This is a genomic window from Sphingopyxis sp. L1A2A (genome assembly GCF_005502465.1).
GTDB lineage: Bacteria > Pseudomonadota > Alphaproteobacteria > Sphingomonadales > Sphingomonadaceae > Sphingopyxis.
Map to the genome: position 1 here is coordinate 197,358 of NZ_SCOT01000003.1, position 18,370 is coordinate 215,727.

General features: G+C 63.9%; 17 protein-coding genes and 2 tRNA genes. 6 read left to right on the plus strand and 13 right to left on the minus strand.

The genetic code is table 11. From position 1 onward, the window contains the following. Nucleotide 1 precedes the first annotated feature (1 nt). Complete coding sequence (lipA, locus tag FFS68_RS03555; protein WP_249340004.1) at nt 2-934, minus strand: lipoyl synthase; 933 nt, start codon at nt 932-934, stop codon at nt 2-4. A 62-nt stretch (nt 935-996) separates the two neighbouring features. Here lipA and FFS68_RS03560 point away from each other — a divergent pair, with 62 nt between their 5' ends. Both FFS68_RS03560 and FFS68_RS03565 read left to right on the plus strand, forming a co-directional pair. Further along, on the plus strand, nt 997-1,638 hold the full coding sequence (locus tag FFS68_RS03560) for a carbonic anhydrase (RefSeq protein ID WP_137751931.1): 642 nt from the start codon (nt 997-999) through the stop codon (nt 1,636-1,638). 14 nt (nt 1,639-1,652) lie between these two features. Next, a complete protein-coding gene (locus FFS68_RS03565; RefSeq protein WP_137751932.1) occupies nt 1,653-2,237 on the plus strand; it encodes a DUF2846 domain-containing protein in 585 nt (194 codons plus the stop codon). 79 nt (nt 2,238-2,316) lie between these two features. On the opposite strand, the gene FFS68_RS03570 is transcribed toward FFS68_RS03565, so the two are convergent. The 3 genes from FFS68_RS03570 to ettA all read right to left on the minus strand — a co-directional run bounded on the left by FFS68_RS03570 (nt 2,317) and on the right by ettA (nt 5,189). After that, a complete protein-coding gene (locus FFS68_RS03570; RefSeq protein ID WP_137751933.1) occupies nt 2,317-2,952 on the minus strand; it encodes a hypothetical protein in 636 nt (211 codons plus the stop codon). A 105-nt stretch (nt 2,953-3,057) separates the two neighbouring features. Continuing rightward, complete coding sequence (locus FFS68_RS03575) at nt 3,058-3,504, minus strand: PaaI family thioesterase (RefSeq protein ID WP_137751934.1); 447 nt, start codon at nt 3,502-3,504, stop codon at nt 3,058-3,060. A 5-nt stretch (nt 3,505-3,509) separates the two neighbouring features. Then, nucleotides 3,510-5,189, minus strand: a complete 1,680-nt coding sequence (ettA, locus tag FFS68_RS03580; RefSeq protein ID WP_137751935.1) for an energy-dependent translational throttle protein EttA — start codon at nt 5,187-5,189, stop codon at nt 3,510-3,512. A 373-nt stretch (nt 5,190-5,562) separates the two neighbouring features. On the opposite strand from ettA, the gene FFS68_RS03585 reads away from it, so the two are divergent. After that, entirely contained in the window at nt 5,563-5,847 is a 285-nt protein-coding gene (locus tag FFS68_RS03585; protein WP_137751936.1) for a hypothetical protein, read from the plus strand. A 149-nt stretch (nt 5,848-5,996) separates the two neighbouring features. Next, a tRNA-Pro gene (locus FFS68_RS03590) sits at nt 5,997-6,073 on the plus strand. Between the two features lie 30 nt (nt 6,074-6,103). Here the strand turns inward: FFS68_RS03590 and FFS68_RS03595 are convergent. From FFS68_RS03595 to FFS68_RS03610, 4 genes are all read right to left on the minus strand, one after another. Continuing rightward, a complete protein-coding gene (locus tag FFS68_RS03595) occupies nt 6,104-7,579 on the minus strand; it encodes a M20 family peptidase (RefSeq protein WP_137751937.1) in 1,476 nt (491 codons plus the stop codon). A 66-nt stretch (nt 7,580-7,645) separates the two neighbouring features. Continuing rightward, nucleotides 7,646-7,721 (minus strand) — tRNA-Ile (locus FFS68_RS03600). A 68-nt stretch (nt 7,722-7,789) separates the two neighbouring features. Next, entirely contained in the window at nt 7,790-8,815 is a 1,026-nt protein-coding gene (locus FFS68_RS03605) for a polysaccharide deacetylase family protein (protein WP_249340005.1), read from the minus strand. A gap of 39 nt (nt 8,816-8,854) precedes the next feature. Further along, a complete protein-coding gene (locus FFS68_RS03610) occupies nt 8,855-10,504 on the minus strand; it encodes a histidine kinase dimerization/phospho-acceptor domain-containing protein (RefSeq protein WP_137751977.1) in 1,650 nt (549 codons plus the stop codon). Nucleotides 10,505-10,688: 184 nt separating this feature from the next. On the opposite strand from FFS68_RS03610, the gene FFS68_RS03615 reads away from it, so the two are divergent. Beyond that, nucleotides 10,689-11,162, plus strand: a complete 474-nt coding sequence (locus FFS68_RS03615) for an Lrp/AsnC family transcriptional regulator (protein ID WP_037558177.1) — start codon at nt 10,689-10,691, stop codon at nt 11,160-11,162. A gap of 81 nt (nt 11,163-11,243) precedes the next feature. Here FFS68_RS03615 and FFS68_RS03620 read toward each other — a convergent pair whose 3' ends face one another. Next, on the minus strand, nt 11,244-12,548 hold the full coding sequence (locus FFS68_RS03620; RefSeq protein ID WP_137751938.1) for a tetratricopeptide repeat protein: 1,305 nt from the start codon (nt 12,546-12,548) through the stop codon (nt 11,244-11,246). 187 nt (nt 12,549-12,735) lie between these two features. Continuing rightward, complete coding sequence (locus tag FFS68_RS03625; protein ID WP_137751939.1) at nt 12,736-13,032, minus strand: Hpt domain-containing protein; 297 nt, start codon at nt 13,030-13,032, stop codon at nt 12,736-12,738. A 68-nt stretch (nt 13,033-13,100) separates the two neighbouring features. Here FFS68_RS03625 and FFS68_RS03630 point away from each other — a divergent pair, with 68 nt between their 5' ends. Continuing rightward, nucleotides 13,101-15,470 (plus strand): hypothetical protein, encoded by a 2,370-nt coding sequence (locus FFS68_RS03630; protein ID WP_137751940.1) that lies wholly within the window; start codon nt 13,101-13,103, stop codon nt 15,468-15,470. 208 nt (nt 15,471-15,678) lie between these two features. Here the strand turns inward: FFS68_RS03630 and FFS68_RS03635 are convergent, their stop codons facing one another. The 3 genes from FFS68_RS03635 to FFS68_RS03645 are packed head-to-tail and all read right to left on the minus strand — an operon-like array spanning nt 15,679 to nt 18,370. Further along, nucleotides 15,679-15,939: a DUF1467 family protein gene (locus tag FFS68_RS03635; RefSeq protein ID WP_137751941.1), complete on the minus strand. Its 261-nt coding sequence runs from the start codon at nt 15,937-15,939 to the stop codon at nt 15,679-15,681. Between the two features lie 14 nt (nt 15,940-15,953). After that, complete coding sequence (locus FFS68_RS03640; protein ID WP_137751942.1) at nt 15,954-17,588, minus strand: ribonuclease J; 1,635 nt, start codon at nt 17,586-17,588, stop codon at nt 15,954-15,956. Next, entirely contained in the window at nt 17,585-18,370 is a 786-nt protein-coding gene (locus FFS68_RS03645) for a type III pantothenate kinase (RefSeq protein ID WP_137751943.1), read from the minus strand. Before FFS68_RS03645 ends, FFS68_RS03640 begins: the two co-directional genes overlap by 4 nt.

An 18,370-nucleotide genomic window follows, 5' to 3' on the forward strand; every position in this document is an offset into this window, starting at 1 on the left:
ATCAGCCAGCGGCGCGCGCCAGCTGCGCCTCGCGTGCCGCGCGCATCCGCTCAAAATCGTCACCGGCGTGATAGCTCGAGCGCGTCAGCGGCGACGAGGCAACCTGCAGAAATCCCTTCGCGCGGGCGATCTGGGCGTAGGCGTCGAACGCTTGTGGCGTCACGAAGTCGATCACCTTGGCATGTTTGGGGGTCGGCTGGAGATACTGGCCCATCGTCATGAAATCGATGTCGGCGCTGCGCATGTCGTCCATCACCTGATGCACCTCCATCCGCTGTTCGCCCAGCCCGAGCATCACGCCCGATTTGGTAAAGATCGAAGGATCGCGGCGCTTGACGCTTTCGAGCAGGCGCAGCGACGCATAATAGCGCGCGCCCGGACGGATCGTCGGGTAAAGCCGCGGCACGGTTTCGAGATTATGGTTATAGACGTCGGGCCGCGCATCGACGATCGCCGCGATCGCGCTTTCGGGCTTGTTGCGGAAATCGGGGGTCAGGATTTCGATCGTCGTCTGCGGGGTTTCGCGGCGCAGCGCCTGGATCACCTTCACAAACTGGCTGGCGCCGCCGTCGGGCAGATCGTCGCGATCGACCGAGGTGATGACGATATGGCTGAGCCCCATTTTCGCCGCCGCAATCGCGGTATGTTCAGGCTCAAGCAGGTCGACCGCGCGCGGCATCCCGGTCTTGACGTTACAAAAAGCGCAAGCGCGGGTGCAGGTGTCGCCCAGGATCATCACCGTCGCGTGCTTCTTGGTCCAGCATTCGCCGATGTTCGGGCACGCCGCTTCCTCGCACACCGTATTGAGGTTCAGCTCGCGCATCAGCTTGCGCGTTTCGGCATAGCCGGGGCTGGTCGGCGCCTTGACGCGGATCCAGTCGGGCTTGCGCGTGCGCTGGCTGGGGGTGGTTTCGGGCGATGCGGGAGCGTTCATTTCGCCCACATAGTCGCGCGCGCGCCTCTTCTCAACCTCTCTACCTATGCTAAGGCGCATCCATGACTCACTTTACCGACATGATCGACGGCTATCGCCGTTTCCGTAACGGCGGCTGGCAGCAACAGCGGCAGCGCTGGGGCGAATTGGCCGAGGGACAATCGCCCAAGGTGATGGTGATCGCCTGTTCCGACAGCCGCGTCGAACCGTCGCAGATTTTCGACACCAATCCCGGCGAAATCTTTGTCGTCCGCAATGTCGCGGCGTTGGTGCCGCCGTTCGAGACGACGCCGGGCCGCCACGGGGTGTCGGCGGCGCTCGAATTTGCGGTCCAGTTCCTGAAAGTCGAAGAAATTCTGGTGATGGGTCACGGCCTGTGCGGCGGCTGCCACGCCGCACTGCATCGGTCGATGGCGGGCGCTGAGCCAGGGCGCGGCGGTTTTATCGCCGACTGGATCGCGATGCTCGACGACGCCAGCGAGCAAGTGCGGCGCGATCATCGCGACATCGACACCCGCGACGCAGGACGGGCGATGGAAATGGCGGCCGTTCAAGTCAGCATCGCAAACCTGCGCACCTTTCCCTGTATTCAGGAAAAGGAACGCCGCGGCACGCTGCGGCTGCGCGGCGCCTTTTTCGCGATCAGCGACGGGGTGCTGCACCTATTGGACGAAGCGACGGGGGAGTTTGCGCCCGCCGCCTGAACAGGAGACGCGATATGAGCAAGAATGCGATGTGGCTGACGCTGATTTTTGTGGCGGCTGTCGTCGGCGCGTTTCTGGGGCCATCGCTGGCCAGCGTGCTGTCACCGGGAACCTTGCTCACCCTGTCGGTGCTGCTGATCGGCGGTATCGTGATCTTTTGTTTCTGGGCGCTGTCGAGCAACAAGAGCGGCGCCAAAGCCGACACCGCGGCGATTGCCGACGCACGAACGATGCAGGCGCCCGCGGGCAAGGCGCGGATCTATGTGACGCGCCGCGGCTTTGTCGCCGCGCTCCAAGGCATGAACGTCACTCTGGACGGCACAGCGAAAGGCCAGATCAAGTCCGGCCAGATGCTGATGGCCGACGTCGAGCCGGGACAGCATCGCCTGCATATAGCAACCGCCAAGGCCAAGCTGGCGCATCCTGCCGAATTTGACATCGACGTCGGCGCGGGCGGGGTCGTCGTGATCGGCGCGATGATCGAAATGGGCGCCTTGAAAGGCAGCATCAAGCTGGAACGCCTCGACGCCGCGAAGGCGCGCGAGGATGTTCGCGCCACTAAGTTGGTGTTGTGGGAAGTGCCGCCCGCGGCAAGCTGATCAGGCACGCGGTTATCGAGTGATGTCATCGTTGGCTTGGCTAGTTAAACGGCCGCGATTGATCGGACTGCGATCTCATTCATCCATGCGGATTAGCCTTCACATGCCCGGGAATGGACAGCCAATGGATCACTTCCGTGCGATATTCCTCATCTTTTTCATTCAAGGCACAAAGTCCCCGTGGCAAATCAATATCGAAGAAAACTTCCGCGTAGTGACCATTCTCCATTCCATCGTCGAAAAATAACTTCATATGCACTACTTGGTCAGCGATAAGTGCGGGGTTTGATTCGATACCCACTGCAAGACACTCGATGCTTTGAGAGAAGGTCCACCCGCTCATCAGGAGAGTGTCGCGAGATCGTAACGGCTTCGGCAGCCAGCCATTGCGCCTGCTTGGTGATGGCGGGATCCCGTAATAGTCAGCCAGCAGTGCCAACAGCCTGTCGCTATCGTGACCTCGTGATCGCAATGTCACTGGTCCCCAAAAGCTATGGAAGGCATCATCCTCATCACCATCAATCTGCTCTTTCCAACCGATCACTGTTATATCGACAGCGAAGCCGACGGGTTCATATGGCGTGGCATCGGCAAGAAAGCTCAAGCGCCAAGTAGATGCGCGCTCATCATAAGTTCTTTCGACGATCTTGAAAGTCATGTCGCACAAAGGCGGTAGGTCGTCGCCTGTATCTTCAAGATTGCAGAATACATGCATTTTTGACCCTTGCGCACATCTATTAGACAAGTTGCAGATATTAGACAGACAGGCAAGCGCGCTTGTCAACGGCAATGGGGTTGTTAGCAGTCGGCGACGCTCACACTAAGGAATAGCGTAGGTTACATTCGCCTGCCCAACGGGCTTGTCGGGATCGTCGGTCCATATCCGCACATCCATAACCGCAAGCCGCTTGCCGAGGCGCAGCATATAGGCGTCTGCGAACAACGGCCCCGGGCGGCAGGGGCGCAGGAACTGGTAATTGAGCGCGCTCGTCACCGCCATCGCGACAGGGCCGATATGTGCGAGGACGAGGGCGTAGGCCGCCATGTCGGCAAAGCCCATCTGCGTCGGGCCGGAGATCAGCCCGCCGGGGCGTAAAGCCAATTCGGTCGGTTCCATCCGGGCTTGAATATGACCCGGCACGGCCGAAACGACGGTGCCCCGCGAACCCGGCGCCGATTGGGGGAAGGCTTCGGCCATGAACGCGTTGAGCGCGTCGGCATCCAGCCGAATCGCGCTCGACGAGATTGGCGGCTGCCCCTCCCCCATTGCGGTCAGCGCGTCAGCTTCTTGTACGACGTCGCGTGCGGGCGCGTCGCATCGTCGCCGAGGCGGCGGATCTTGTCTTCCTCATAGGATTCGAAATTGCCCTCGAACCATTCGACGTGGCTGTCGCCCTCGAACGCGAGGATGTGCGTCGCGAGGCGATCGAGGAAGAAGCGGTCATGGCTGATGACCACCGCGCAGCCGGCGAAATTCTCCAACGCTTCTTCGAGTGCGGCGAGGGTTTCGGTGTCGAGATCGTTGGTCGGTTCGTCGAGCAGCAGCACATTGCCGCCCTGTTTCAGCATCTTGGCCATATGGACGCGGTTGCGTTCACCGCCCGACAGCTGACCGACCTTTTTCTGCTGGTCGACGCCCTTGAAGTTGAAGGCGCCCACGTAAGCACGCGTCTGCATCTCGTGCTTGCCGATGTTCATCATCTCGGCGCCGCCCGAAATTTCCTGCCAGACATTGTTGTCGGGCTTCAGATCGTCGCGGCTCTGGTCGACGAAGCCCAGATGGACGGTGTCGCCGATGACGACCTTGCCACTGTCGGGGGTTTCCTGACCGGTGATCAGTTTGAACAGCGTCGACTTACCCGCGCCATTGGGGCCGATCACCCCGACGATGCCGCCCGGGGGCAGCGAGAAGGACAGGTCTTCAAAGAGCAGCTTGTCGCCATAGGCCTTCGAGATATTTTCGACCTCGATCACCTTGCCGCCCAGGCGCTGCGGCACCTGGATGACGATCTGCGCCTTGCCGGGGATGCGCTTTTCCTGCGCCTCGACCAGCTGGTCGAAGCTCTTGATACGAGCTTTCGATTTGGCCTGACGCGCTTTCGGCGACTGCCGGATCCACTCAAGCTCGTCCTTGATCGCTTTCTGACGACCGGCGTCCTCGCGCGATTCCTGTTCGAGGCGCTTGCCCTTCTTTTCCAGATAGGTCGAATAATTGCCTTCATAGACAAAATAGCGGCCGCGATCGAGTTCGAGGATCCAGTTCACGACATTGTCGAGGAAGTAGCGATCGTGGGTGACGAGGATGACGTTGCCCGGATAATCGACCAGATGCTTTTCGAGCCAGGCGACACTTTCGGCGTCCAAATGGTTGGTCGGTTCGTCGAGCAGCAGGATCGACGGCTTTTCGAGCAGCAAGCGGGTCAGCGCGATGCGGCGTTTTTCGCCGCCCGACAGGCTCTGCACGCCCATGTCGCCCGGCGGGCATCGCAAGGCCTCCATTGCGATTTCAAGCTGGTTGTCGAGCGTCCAGCCGTCGACCGCGTCGATCTTTTCCTGCAGCGTCCCCATTTCCTCCATCAACGCATCGAAATCGGCGTCGGCGGGCGGATCGGCCATCAAGGTGCTGATCTCGTTGAAGCGGTCCATCATGTCGGCGACGCCGCGCACCCCGTCCATGACATTTTCCTTGACCGTCTTGGTCGGGTCGAGCTCGGGCTCCTGCGCCAGATAGCCGACGGTAATCCCCTCGCCGGCCCAGGCTTCACCGGTAAACTCGGTGTCCATGCCCGCCATGATCTTCATCAGGGTCGATTTGCCGGTGCCGTTCGGGCCGACGATGCCGATCTTGGCATCGGGATAGAATTGCAGGCTCAAATCCTTGAGCGTCGGCTTTTGCGCGCCGGGATAGGTCTTGTTCAGACCCTTCATCACGAAACTATATTGGGCGGCCATGGAATATGCTCCGGATATGGGCTGAGCCGCGCGCGCGGCCGGGAGTGTTTTGAGTTGGGCGCCGGTTAGCGAATGGGCGCGGGCTTGGCAATCATTGGGGCAATCGGCGCTTGCCGGACGCGGCGGCCGCGGTGCAAGCTGCAGCGCTCGCCATGACTCGTCTGTTACGGTTCCAGCGGCCGCGTTGGCGATTCTCGCCCATGGCGGCGATGATAGACCACCGTGATTGTTGCGCGGAAATGACAGATTTCCGAGGCGGGCGACCATCTCAATTATTTTTGTTGACGATTCATGCGGAACGGCTAAATCCCGCCGCTCGCGGAACGGGAAAGTTTCCCCGACGCGGATAGGCATTTTAGGGAGCCCACACATCATGAAGAAATTTGCTGCTATCGCCGTTGCTGCCAGCATGTTCGCCCTCGCCGCTTGCGGTGAAAAGGCTGCTGAAGAAGCCACCACGGAAGCCCCGGCTGCTGAAGCTGTTGCTGAAGAAGGCGCCGATGCCGCTGCTGCTGGCGCTGAAGCCGCTGCCGCTGGTGCCGACGCTGCTGCCGCTGGTGCCGAAGCTGCTGCTCCGGCCGACGCTGCTGCGACCGCTGCTGCTCCGGCTGATGCCGCTGCTGCTCCGGCCGACGCAATGGCTGAAGAAAAGAAGTAAGTCACAGCCCTTCGGGGCGTTGACTGAAACGAGAAACGGGCGGTCTTCCTTCGCGAAGGCCGCCTTTTTCTTTGCCGGTCTTTTTCGTCAAACGCGCTCAGGTGGGATAGACTTGCGGCCTCGCGCTGTCTAAGGCGCCCACCAGTAGTCGGGGAGTAGCGCAGCCCGGTAGCGCGCCTGCTTTGGGAGCAGGATGTCGCAGGTTCGAATCCTGTCTCCCCGACCACTGTCCCACACCATTCCGCCCCGCCCTCGATTACCCGGCAGAAGTCGCGATCAGCCGCGCGTAAAAGTCGATCATGCGTTTGAAGCTGTCGATCTTCATATGTTCGTTGGTGCCATGGATCATCGCCGATTCCTTCAGCGAGAAATGCATCGGCATGAACCGGTAAACATCCTGTGACACCGGCTCCATGCTGCGGCTGTCGGTGCCGCCGACGACAAGGATCGGCGACAGCACCGCATCGGGCGCGTCGGCGCGCGCCGCCGCGGCGATCCACTTCCACACCTGCGAGTTCGTCGACGACACGCGCGACGGTTCGCGCGGCGGCTTGACCCATGCCAGTTCGACCGGCAGGTCGCCGACCGCGTCTCTGGCGCGCGCCATGATGTCGGCGGACCGGTTCCACGGCGCGATGCGATAGTTGATCAGCGCATTGGCGGTCTGCGGCAGCACATTCTCCTTCGGGCTACCCTCCAGCATCGTCGGCGCGATCGTGGTGCGAAACGCCGCGGCGGTCGATGGTGTCGCCGCCACCTGGCGCTTCAGGATCGGGCCGAACAGCCATTGGTTGGCCACCGCCATCTTGGTCGTGCCGCCCTTTTCGGCGGCCAGCGCCGCAAGCATCGCCGCACCCGGCCCCTGAATGTCGATCGCAAAGGGCTGGTCGGCGATCGCGGTGATCGCACGCGCCAGCGTCCCGACGCCGGTTTCGGCGGGCGGCATCGAACTATGCCCGCCCGCGGCGTTGGCGGTGACCTTCAGCGTTGCATAGCCTTTCTCGGCGATCCCGATCATGATCGCGGGGCCGCCGATGACCGGCGTATCGGTTAGCACGATGCTGCCCTCATCCAGCGTGAAGATCGCCTTCACCCCCTCGGCCTTCAACTTGGCCGCGGCGGCCAGCGCCCCCGATCCGCCGACCTCTTCGTCGTGCCCGGACACCAGATAGATGCCGCGCTTCGGCTGAAACCCCTGCCCCGCCAGCGCCTCGATCGCCTCGAACAACGCGACGAGCGATCCCTTGTCGTCCACCGTACCGCGGCCCCACACCGCCTGTTCGGCGACGGTCCCCGCGAAGGGCGGGTATTTCCAGTCGCCCTCGGTGCCTTCGGTCACCGGGACGACGTCCTGATGCGCCATGACGATGATCGGCGCCAGCGCCGCGTCGCTGCCCGGCCAATGATAGATCAGCGTCCGGTTGGGCAAAATGGTGCGCGCCATCGCGCGGTGCGTCGCGGGATAGGTTGCGGCGAGCCAGGCGTGCAGCCGGTCCCATTCGGCGACGTCGTTGTCCGTCGGATCCTGATGCGAGATGGTGCGGATCTGCGCCGCAGCACTCAGATGCGCGGTCGCCGCCGCCAGATCATAGCGCGGCGTCGCCGCCAGGCGAATGTCGCTGCCGTCGGCAATGTCGGCCGGCGCAAAGGTCGCGGTGCGCACCGCGACCGTTCCTGCCACCATCGCAAGGGCCGCCAGCCCGCCCATCAGGATTATCCGCCGTTTCCCCATGTCCCTCTCCTTCGCACCGCAATGGACCGCGATCAGTTTCGATTTGCAAGGAAAAGGTGGGGGAAATGGTGGGCCCGGCAGGACTCGAACCCGCAACCTAGCCGTTATGAGCGGCCAGCTCTAACCATTGAGCTACAGGCCCCCCGTTCAAAACCCGGCGGGGTTCGCGGGCGATAGCGGAGCGTGCGCCGCATTGGCAAGCATCAACGATCAGCCAGCCGCGCGGCGTTGCGCCATCGCCCATATCCCGTCGGCGGTCGTTGGCTCGACCCCGCGCCGCGCCAGATGGTCCAGCACCACGTCCCACCAGCGATAGAAGCGATCAAGGTCGGCCTGGCTGCGGACATAGGGGGTATTGCCGGGTTGCAGCGACGGCGAGTGGAAAGAGAAGTTGAGCACCGGCAGTCGCAGGTCGACGGCAAGATCGATCGCCTTGCACGCGCGCGCGGCGGGAATCCCCTCGGGCGTCAGCGCGATCCGCTCGACCAGTCCCAGCCGTGCGAGCGCGGCACCGGCGTGGGTGCCGTTGCGGGCAATGCGGTGGTAAACCTTGCGTCCGGCCCCGCCGAGCAGCCCGCCGAACAGCGTCGTGACCGGCATTTCGAGCACCGCCCCCGCGTCGGTGCGAACCCACCAGGGATGCAATGGCGCGGCGCGATAGTCCGGGCCATGGCCGGCGCGATAATCGAATCCAGCGCGCACCGACGTATCGCAGCGAAAGCCGAGTTCGGCGAGCATCGTCGCGCTATCGGCGCCAAGCCCATAGCGCCCGGCACGGTACACCGTCGGCGAAACGCCAAACCGATCACGGATCGCATCGCGTAGCACCGTCATTTTGGCGCGCTGCAGGTCCGCGGGCAGATTGCCGGTATAGCTGTTGCGCGCGTTCACATCCTCGTTGTGCGGCGGCGTGACCCACGGGTGAAGCTGCGCCCCGATTTCGCAGCCGCCGCTGGCCTGCGCCGCGCCCAGAATCGCGACCGCGCGGTCGTCGGCGACGATCGGCCAGTCGACCAGATAGATCGGTTTCACGTTCGCGCGGGCAAAATAGCTCTGGCAATCAGCGAGCGCGGGGACCGACGCGAGGCCATAGCCGGTGCGGGCAAAGGGCGCCGCCCAGTCGAAATCCTCCTCGGTATCGATCGTAACCCAGAAGCGCGACCGTTCGCCCGTAGCGAGTTCCACCAGGTCGGATGCCGCCGGATACGCAAAGAAATTGCCCGCAGGCTGCACCACGCCCCCCCTTTGCCGCGACGACGATTCGGGCCGACCGGCCTATTCGCCTTGCTGAGCTTCCAGCTCGACCTCGGCCTTCGAGTTGGCGGAGCGCAGATGCAAGGTCAAGGCGTTATGCCCAATGTCGAGCCGCCCACCCACCGTGCGCGCCAGGCTATCGACCAGCCGCAGCGAAAAGCCCAGGCTGAGCACCGCGGCGCCCGGCGCTTCGCCTTCGGGGCTGAAGCCGGGGTCGAGCAGGTCGGCGGCGGTCGCAAAGCGGATCGTCGCCGGGCGCACGATCCTAAGCTGGAGCATATCGTCATGCTGCGATTCGGTGACGAGCTGGCCGACCAATATCGCCCCCGCTTCGGATACATCGACCAGCGCGGTCAGCAGGCGGCCGACCATGCGGCGGGCATTGGCGTCGTTGGCCAGGCCCAGGAACGGGCCGCCAACCCGCGAAATGCTGAGGTCGACGCGCTGTTCGGTCAGCAATGCGGCGAGGTCGTTTTCGACCTGAGTCACGACCGCGCCAATGTCGACGACTTCGCCGGGCGGCGGGTCGATGGCGGCGGCAGAGTTGCTCCGCGCTGCCGTTTCCAGATCGTCGATGATCGTTTGCACCGATGCCGCGTCGGTGACGATCGTGTCGGCCATCGTGCGATAGCTTTGGCTGACCGGGCCGAACATCTGTCCCGCGACGATCTGGGCAAAGCCCGAAATGGCGTTGAGCGGGCTGCGCAGTTCGTGGATCAACTGGCGGATCGAATCGCCCGAATCCTCGGCGACCGGGCGGCCATAGGGTGTTTCGCTGCGATTGGGGCGGCGGGCGCTGCCGCGATAGCCACGAAACTGCCCCGTTGCCGGATCAAACCATGGCAGGGCGGAAAAGCGCCACTCGCCTGCGTCGGCGGGCGTACCCTCGAGCATCATGCGCGCGTTGAGAATCTCGGCGCGCTGACGAAAGCCGCCCGCGGCCACACCGTCGGTGCCGGGCTCGCCGCCAAAGGCCGCTTCGGCGATCGACAGGCCGATCACCGCCCCGCGGGTGACCCCGTCGACCCACTGGATCACGCCATCGGGGCCGGTTTCAAACATAAAGGCCGCCCGCGGCGCGTTGGACAGCCGCGCCGCCGCCGCCGGTTGGCCGCGGGTCGACTGGAATTTGTCGATCCGCCGGACAAGCTCGCTGATCTGGCTGGTGCCGTTCTCCACCGCCGCGTCGGGAGCAGCATAGAGCGGCACGACCTCTGCCGGCGCGGTCTCCTGCGTCATCGCGGCGGGTTGCGGCAGCGCCATCGACGCACTGCCCAGGCTCGCCAGCGCGCGATAAACGCCGCTGGGCAGGTCGGTCCGTCCCGCGAGCACCGAACGCGCCATCGCGCTCGTCGCCGGCAACATCGCCAGCCAGTCGGCTTCGGGCAGCCGCGCGTCGCGCAGCATGATCGCCGAAACCGCCGCCACATCATTGGCATAAAGCGCGACGAGCGGTGCAAACCGGCCATGCCGGGCGATCGCCCGCGCGCAATCGCGGCGCACGGATTCAGGAATGCGCGGCCGCAAAACCGCAAGCGCATGCAGGCTGCGACGAATATCGTCATCATCCAGTTGATTGCCGCGCTGCGCCAGAATATCGGAGAGTTGCCGCCACGCCGCGATGCAGGCGCGGTCATCCGCCGGCGCCTGGCGCAAGATGGTCGCGATCATCGAGTCAGCAGTCACGCGAAGCCAGCCCCACACCTTCTATCATTGGTTAGCATATGCTTACCGGCTAGCGTGAATCCCGCAGTCATGAAAGTGCCTTAACCGGTCACGTCACATTGTGGGACAATTGCAATCGCCTGAAATAATATTATGGTCACCGCAGTTTTGGAAAGCGGATGTTTCAACGATGGCGAGTCAGAAATTCGATCAGATCGATTTGCAGATACTGGGCGAACTACAGAAAAATGGCCGAATGACGAATGTCGAACTGGCCCAGATGGTCGGATTGACGGCGCCGCCGTGCCTGCGCCGCGTGCGGGCGCTGGAGGAATCGGGGGTGATCCGATCCTATCACGCCGATCTCGACGCAGCGAAGCTGGGCTATGGCATCACCGTTTTTGCGATGGTCAGCCTGCGCAGCCAGGCCGAATCCGACCTGAAGGCGTTCGAGGATTATGTCGGCGGCCTCGCCGAAGTGCGCGAATGTTATATGCTCAACGGCGAGATCGACTTTTTGTTGAAAGTCGTCGCGCGCGATTTGCAAAGTTTCCAGTCGTTTCTGACGGCGCATCTGACGTCAGCACCCAATGTCACCAGCGTGAAAACATCGCTGACGATTCGCACCGCCAAGCAGCTGGCCGGGATTCCCGTCGAGTCCTGATCGCGGCGTTTTCACGATCGCAAAAAAAGGCGCCGTTCCCATCCGGAACGGCGCCTTTTTCTATTGATGGCTATCGAACGCTCAGCTTCCGGTGGCGGGCGTCGCAGCGGGAGCCGCTGCCGGCGCCGCGCCAGCCTTGGCCCGGATCGACCATAGCTGCGCCAGCCGCTGCCGATTGCCCTGCACCTTGGCGAAACTGGCGACCGCCGCATCGCCCTGTCCCGCGAGGGCCTGCGCGACGCCCAGGCGATATTGCACGACAGGATCGGTCGGGGTGGCGGCCAGTGCGGCCTGATACAGCGGGATCGCCTTGGCGGCTTCGCCGTTGCCCACCAGCGCGTCGGCGGTGGCGCGCGCCGCCTTGGGGTTGGTCAGCGTCGCCGGCTTGGCAGCATCGGCGGCCACCGCTGCCGCATCGGAGGCTGCGCGCGGCGTCTGCGATTCGAGGATCGTCCCGAAATGCGTGTCGGTCTTGGGAATCGCGCCGCTGTTCTGGCCATGTTTGATCAATGCAACGACTTCTCCAGGAAAGCCCGCTTCGGTCGCGAGGCCCGCATATTCCAGATATTCGGGGCGCTGGGTCATCGAATTGGTCGCGCGCATCAGGCGCAGGATGTCGAGGTTGAGTTCCTTGTCACCCCCGGCCTGCTGCAACAGAATATACAGCGTGTTGCGCCAGGTCGCCGGGGTCGGATAATCCTGGACCCGCATCGTCAGCACGTCGAGCATCTCGTTGGTGCGGCTGGCCTTTTGGAACGCCTGCGCCGGGCGGACATAGAGTTCCTCCGACGGCCTGGTCCCGGCGGCGCGCGCGGCGTCGATCCCGGCCTTGGCGATCGCCCAGCCCTGATCGATCTGGCCGCCGTTCAAATAGCTGTCCATCAGCATCGGAGCGAGCGCGGCTTCGGTCGAACCCGCGGCCTTCGCAGCCTCCAGACGCTGGATCGCCTTGGCGTAATTTTTGGCGCCATAGGCAAAATTGCCCGAATAGAAATTATAAACGCCGACATTCTCGGCCGGGGTCAGGCCCGACTCGATCATGACGTCCAGCCCCTGCCCCTGCAGCGCCTGATCCTTGTTCATGATGCCAAGCTGGAGCTGATAAAAGCCGATCAGATATTTGTCGTCGGGGGTCGTCGCGCTCGCCTGCCCCTCGGTCACCGCCGCCTGCAGCGTCGCGGCGTCCTTTGCCGCGGTGGCGTCGGTCATTTTCTTGAGCGCGGGCGCGAACCCCTTGCTCGCGGTCAACCCCTTGCCCTTGGCGGCCTCTTCCTTTTTCGGCTTTTCCTTTTTCTGGGCGGCAGCGGGCGCGGCGGTCGTCATCAGCGCGCAGCCCAGCACAGCGGCCATGGCCGTCGCAGGCATCGAGCGGAAACGGGTCAACATCGAAATCTCTCCTCAGAATCGGCCGGCTCGCCCAACGAAAACAGGCAATGCAAACAGGGTTCCGGCGCGCGTTCATAACGCGGCTAAACCCGTCGCGTTGCCAAGGCAAGACGGCCCGTATCGATATTTCTTTGGAATGGAGCGGCTGAACCGAAATTGAACCCCGGCGGCGTCAGGCTTGGCCGTGTCAGGCGATGTCGTCGATCGCCTGGTTGATCTGGCGCAGCACGAGCGGATCGCCGGGTGCCCCCGCCATCGCCTGCTCGGCCAACTCGATCAGCGGGATGATCCCGAAGGTCGCGGCAAGCCCCTTCAAGCGCAGCGCCGCCACTTCCCAATTGGCGTCGCAGCGGGCACGGCGCATCAGGTCTGCCAAGTCGCGTGCGCCGCCGGTAAAGGCGCCGCGCAGGTCCATCGCGATCGCCGGATCGTCGCCGATCGCGGCGCTGAGGTAACGGTCAAGAGGGCCACTATCAAAGGACATTCCACAGGGTTGGCAGCTTGTGGTTAAGTTTCCGTTTCAAGACGGTCATTTGATGCTAAGATGGCCGGATGACGGGGGACAAGAAAATCGTCGGATTGTGGCGGGATTCCGCGACAATTCAGGAAGCGGACACCGCCGCGCCGGCAGACGCCGCGCCGCCCGAGACCGCGCGCCCGCCCAAAGCGGAGGCACCTGCCGAACGGGACTGGCTCGACATGTCGTCGCTGACCGACGCCCCGGACGCCGATGGAATTGCCGATGATTCGGTCACGTCGTCGGCATGGCGCGACCGCGTCGCCCCGGTCCTGCTGATCCTGCTGGGGATCGGCTGGACGGGCTTCGCGCTTGCGGTCGCCACCGATGGTTTGACGCGCGGTCCGGCGCTGAATGACTGGTCCGCGCTCATCGCGACGATCACGATGCCGCTGACCCTGCTTGCCGTTTTGTGGATGGCGCTGCTGCGCTCGAGTCGGTCCGAACAGGCGCGTTTCGCGCGCGTTGCCAGCGCGCTGCGCGAAGAGAATATTGCGCTCAATCAATCGATGCACTCGCTCGGGCTGCATCTGGCCGACGCGCAAAAACAGCTCGGTGAACAGGCGAAAATCGTCCAGCAGCTGGGGCTCGATACCGTAACGCGGCTGGGCGAAAGCAGCGACAAGCTCGCCAGCAACGCGTCGGTGATCGCCAATGCGCATGACCAGCTCGCACGATCGGGCGATGTCGCGTTGCAGCGGATGGACGGGCTGCTCGCCGGCCTGCCGCGGATCGACGATGTTGCACAGCGGCTGGCCGTCAATTTCCGCGAGGCCGGGCTTGTCGCGCATCAGCAGGGCGCCAGCCTGGAGGCCAAGCTGGCGGCGCTCGGCGAGGAAGCGGCAAAGGCGGCGCAGACCGGCGAGGCATCGACCGCGACCATGCTGGAAGCGATCGTGGCGTTGCAGGAACAGGTGAAAGAAGCCGAATCGGGGCTGCTTGCGGCTTCGACCCAGGTCAGCGACGCCCATGATGCCGCACTCGCGCGGATGGTCCGTGTCGGCGCCGCGGCGCGCGACGACATGACATCGACCGTCACCGCGGTGACCGGTCAGATGGACGAAAGCTGGCGCCTGTTCCGCGACGGCGTCGATAGTGCTGCGGCTCAGATGGATAGTAAACTTGCCGCGGCGCGTGACGCTGGCGAGGCAATGGGCGCGCAGCTGTCGGCCCACGCCGACGCCAGCGATGCGCTGGCGAGCCGGATCACCGCGCATGTTGCGGATGTTGCGCAGCAGCTTGAGGTGCTCGACGTCAGCGTCAGCGCCAGCAGCGGCGTGATTGGCCGCGCGATCGATGACACCAAGGCGCAGCTCGGCGCCTTCTTGCAGGAAGTGCAGAGCGGCAACGCATCGGCGCACCAACTGATCAGCCACGCCGAATCGCTGCTCCTCGCGCTCGACGCGGTGACGCGCGAACTCGACGAAACGCTGCCTCACGCGCTCGACCGCATGACATTGCACGGCAAGACGACGCAGACTGCGCTGGCGCAGCTGCGCCCGATGCTGGAGGCGTCCGAACTGGTGGCGCAGTCGACGATGTCGCACGTCAATGCGGTGCAGGCGACGCTCAAGGCGAACGAAGACCAGATGGCGGGACACGCGACCAGCCAGCAGCAATTGGCTGATCGCATCAATGGATCGCTGGCCGATGCCGAAGCCGCGCTGGCCAAGCTGCGCGACGGCGCCGACGAATTTGCCGAACAAGGCGGGGCGCGAATGATCGCGACGCTGGGCGAAGTGCGCGCCACCGCCGATTCGGCGGCCGAGGAAGCGCGTCAGACGCTCGAAAAACTGGTATCGGGCGCGCGCGAGGCGATGCAGGCGACCGCGACCGAGGCGATCGACGCCGCCTTCAAGAACGAAATCATGGCGCAGCTGACCGCGATCGAAGAGGCATCGGCGCGCGCGGTGGCCGCCGCAAATGGCGCCGCCGATCGCCTGATGCGTCAGTTGATCACGATCATGGACACCAGCGCCAGCGTCGAACAGCGCGTCGCCGAGGCGGAGCAGGCCATCGCTGCGTCGGGCCGCGATTCGCTCGCGAAGCAGGTCGGCTTGCTGACCGAGGCGCTGAAATCGACCGCGATCGACGTCACCAAGATCTTGTCGAGCGAAGTCAGCGACACCGCTTGGGATGCCTATCTGAAGGGCGATCGCGGCGTGTTCGCGCGCCGCGCGGTCAAGCTGATCGAGAGCGGCGAGGCCAAGGAAATCCTGCGTCTCTACCAGAACGACGATGGCTTCCATGCGTCGGTGAACCAGTTCATCCACGATTTCGAGGCGATGCTGCGGTTGTTGATCGGCGCCCGCGACGGGTCGGCAATCAGCGTTACGCTGCTGTCGTCGGATATCGGCAAACTGTACGTCGCGCTGGCACAGGCGATCGACCGGCTACGGAACTAACCCTCGTTATTGCGAGGAGCGTAGCGACGCGGCGGCTTTCGCAAGATTGTAGACGCTCTCTCTTCCCTTCGTCATTCCCGCGAAAGCGGGAACCCAGCGAGCCAGCGTTGCGCGCTGGGTTCCCGCTTTCGCGGGAATGACGAGGAGGGCGAATGGCCGCAATCCACCCCAAAGCAGGCGAGTCAGATCGGTAATCGAGCCGTCGGGTTCAGGCCCGCCCGCTCAGCACGTCCGGATCGACCCAGCCGTTCACATAAGCGACGTAGTAGATGACGAACCCGATCGTCGCGACGATCGTCATCTGCAACAGAATGCGCGCAGGCCGAAACACCGCGGGTGCGCCGCGATCCTGCCCCCTGACCAGCGGCGCCTCATCGTCGCTCGCCTTTCGACCATGGAAGGGCAGCACGAAAAAAGCGCTGAGCGCCAGGAACAGCGAAAAGATGGCGAGCGCCGAAGTCCATTTCATTGTCGTCGGTCCGTTCAGAGCTGCACGAGCATGACATCGACGACGGGCTTTTTGCCGGTCCAGTCGGTCGCGACGCGGCGCACACTCAGCCGGATCGCCTCGCGCATTCTTTCTTGTTCCTTGGCGGGGACCAGCGCGGCTTTCTCGGCCGCTTCGCGCATCTCGTCGACAAACGCCTCGCGCTCATCCTCGACCGGGACGCCGCGATAGCTGACCGCCACCTCGGTAAAACGTTTGCCGGTAAAGATGACCGCGACGGTGATATGCCCGTGCAGCGCCAGCTTGCGGCGTTCGTTGATCGTCTCGCCATCGGCAGGCAGGATCACATCGCCGTCGAGAATCAGCCGCCCGGCGCGGACGCGCTCGAGGATTTTGGCGGGACCGGGGGCGAGGCGGACCAGGTCGCCATTTTCCTGGATCAGCGCGTCGGGGACACCCCTTTCCAGCGCAAAGCGCGCCTGTTCGTGCATGTGCCGGATCTCGCCGTGCACCGGCACCACCAGCTTGGGACGCAGCCAGCCATAGAGCGCCGCCAGTTCGGGCTGCCCCGGGTGGCCGCTGACATGGATATGCGCCTGCTTTTCTGTAACGGTCAGGATGTCCTTGGCGGCAAGCTGGTTCATGATCCGCCCGATCGCGACTTCGTTGCCCGGGATCTGCTTCGACGAAAAGACGACCGTGTCACCGGGCGCGAGTTTGATCTGGTGACTGTCCGCCGCCATGCGCGCCAGCGCGGCGCGCGGTTCGCCTTGCCCGCCGGTGGCAATCACCATCACCTTGTCGCGCGGCAGGCGCATGGCCTCGTCGAAATCGACCGTCGGTGGAAAGTCTTTCAGATAGCCGACCGAGCGCGCCACGCCCAAAATGCGGTCAAGCGAGCGTCCGGCAACACACAGGGTGCGCCCGGTTGCGGTAGCGACGCGGCCCAACGTCTTGAGGCGCGCCGCGTTCGAGGCAAAGGTCGTGACGATGACGCGTCCCTTGGCATTGCCGACCGCGGTGAGCAGCCCGTCATACAGATCGCCCTCGCTGCCCGATGCCTCAGGATTGAACGCATTCGTCGAATCGCCGACAAGGAAATCGACACCCTCGTCGCCGATCGCGGTCAGTGCCGCAGCGCTCGACGGCGTACCGAGCACCGGATCGGCATCGAGCTTCCAGTCACCGGTGTGGAACACGCGGCCATAAGGCGTGTCGATCACCGCCGCGCTCATCTCGAGGATCGAGTGCGCGAGCGGCATCAGGCGGATGCCGAAGGGGCCGAGCCGGAAATGCGCGTCGATGTCGACAGTCTTGATCTTGACGTCTTTCTCCAGCCCTTCTTCCGCCAGCTTGTTGGCGATCAGCCCGGCGGTGAAGCGGTTGGCGTAAAGCGGTACGCCCAGGTCGGCGGCGAGATAGGGCAAGGCGCCGATATGATCCTCATGCCCATGGGTCAGGACAATGCCGAGCAGATCCTTTTTGCGATCCTCGATAAATTCCAGGTCGGGCATGATGATATCGATGCCGGGATAGTCATGGGTGCCGAACGTCACCCCCAGGTCGAGCATGATCCATTTGCCGTCACAGCCATAGAGATTGGCATTCATGCCGATCTCGCCCGACCCGCCGAGCGCGAGGAACAACAGCTCTTTGCCAGGAACGGTCATGCCGCGGCGCCCCGCTGCGCATAGAGGTGCATCAGGCCGTTCAGCGTCAGATCGGGTTCGATCCGATCGAACAGGTGCGCCTGTTCCTGGAACAGCGTGGCGAGGCCGCCGGTCGCGATGACGGTGAGCGGTTTGGCGATTTCGGATTTCATACGCCCTATTAGGCCCTCCATCATGGATACATAACCCCAATAGACGCCGATCAGCATCTGGCTTTCGGTGGTCCGCCCGATCACGCTTCCAGTTGCCGGGGCTTCGATTGCGATGCGCGGGAGTTTGGCGGCGGCGGCGACCAGCGCCTCGAGCGACAGGTTCACCCCGGGCGCGATGATGCCGCCCAGATAGGCGCCGTCGGGTCCGATATGGTCGAGCGTCGTCGCGGTGCCGAAACTGATGACCAGCTTGTCCTTGCCGGGCTCGACCGCCTGCGCCGCGATCGCGTTGACCGCGCGGTCGGCGCCCACCGAGCGCGGCTCGTCGACCTTGAGCGCGATGCCCCACGTCACCGGCTCGCGCCCGGCGACCAGCGCGTCGACGCCGAAATATTTAACCGCGAGGAGCTGGAGATTGTGGAGCGCGCGCGGCACCACGGTCGAGATGATCACGGCATCGACCTGCGCGCGGTCATGCCCCTCGATGCGCAGCAACTGATCGAGCCACACCATATATTCGTCGGCGGTACGGCGGTCGTCGGTCGCGATCCGCCAGCGCGCGAGCAGTTCGGCGCCGCGGAACAGCGCGAATTTGGCATTGGTGTTGCCGACATCGATCGCGAGCAGCAC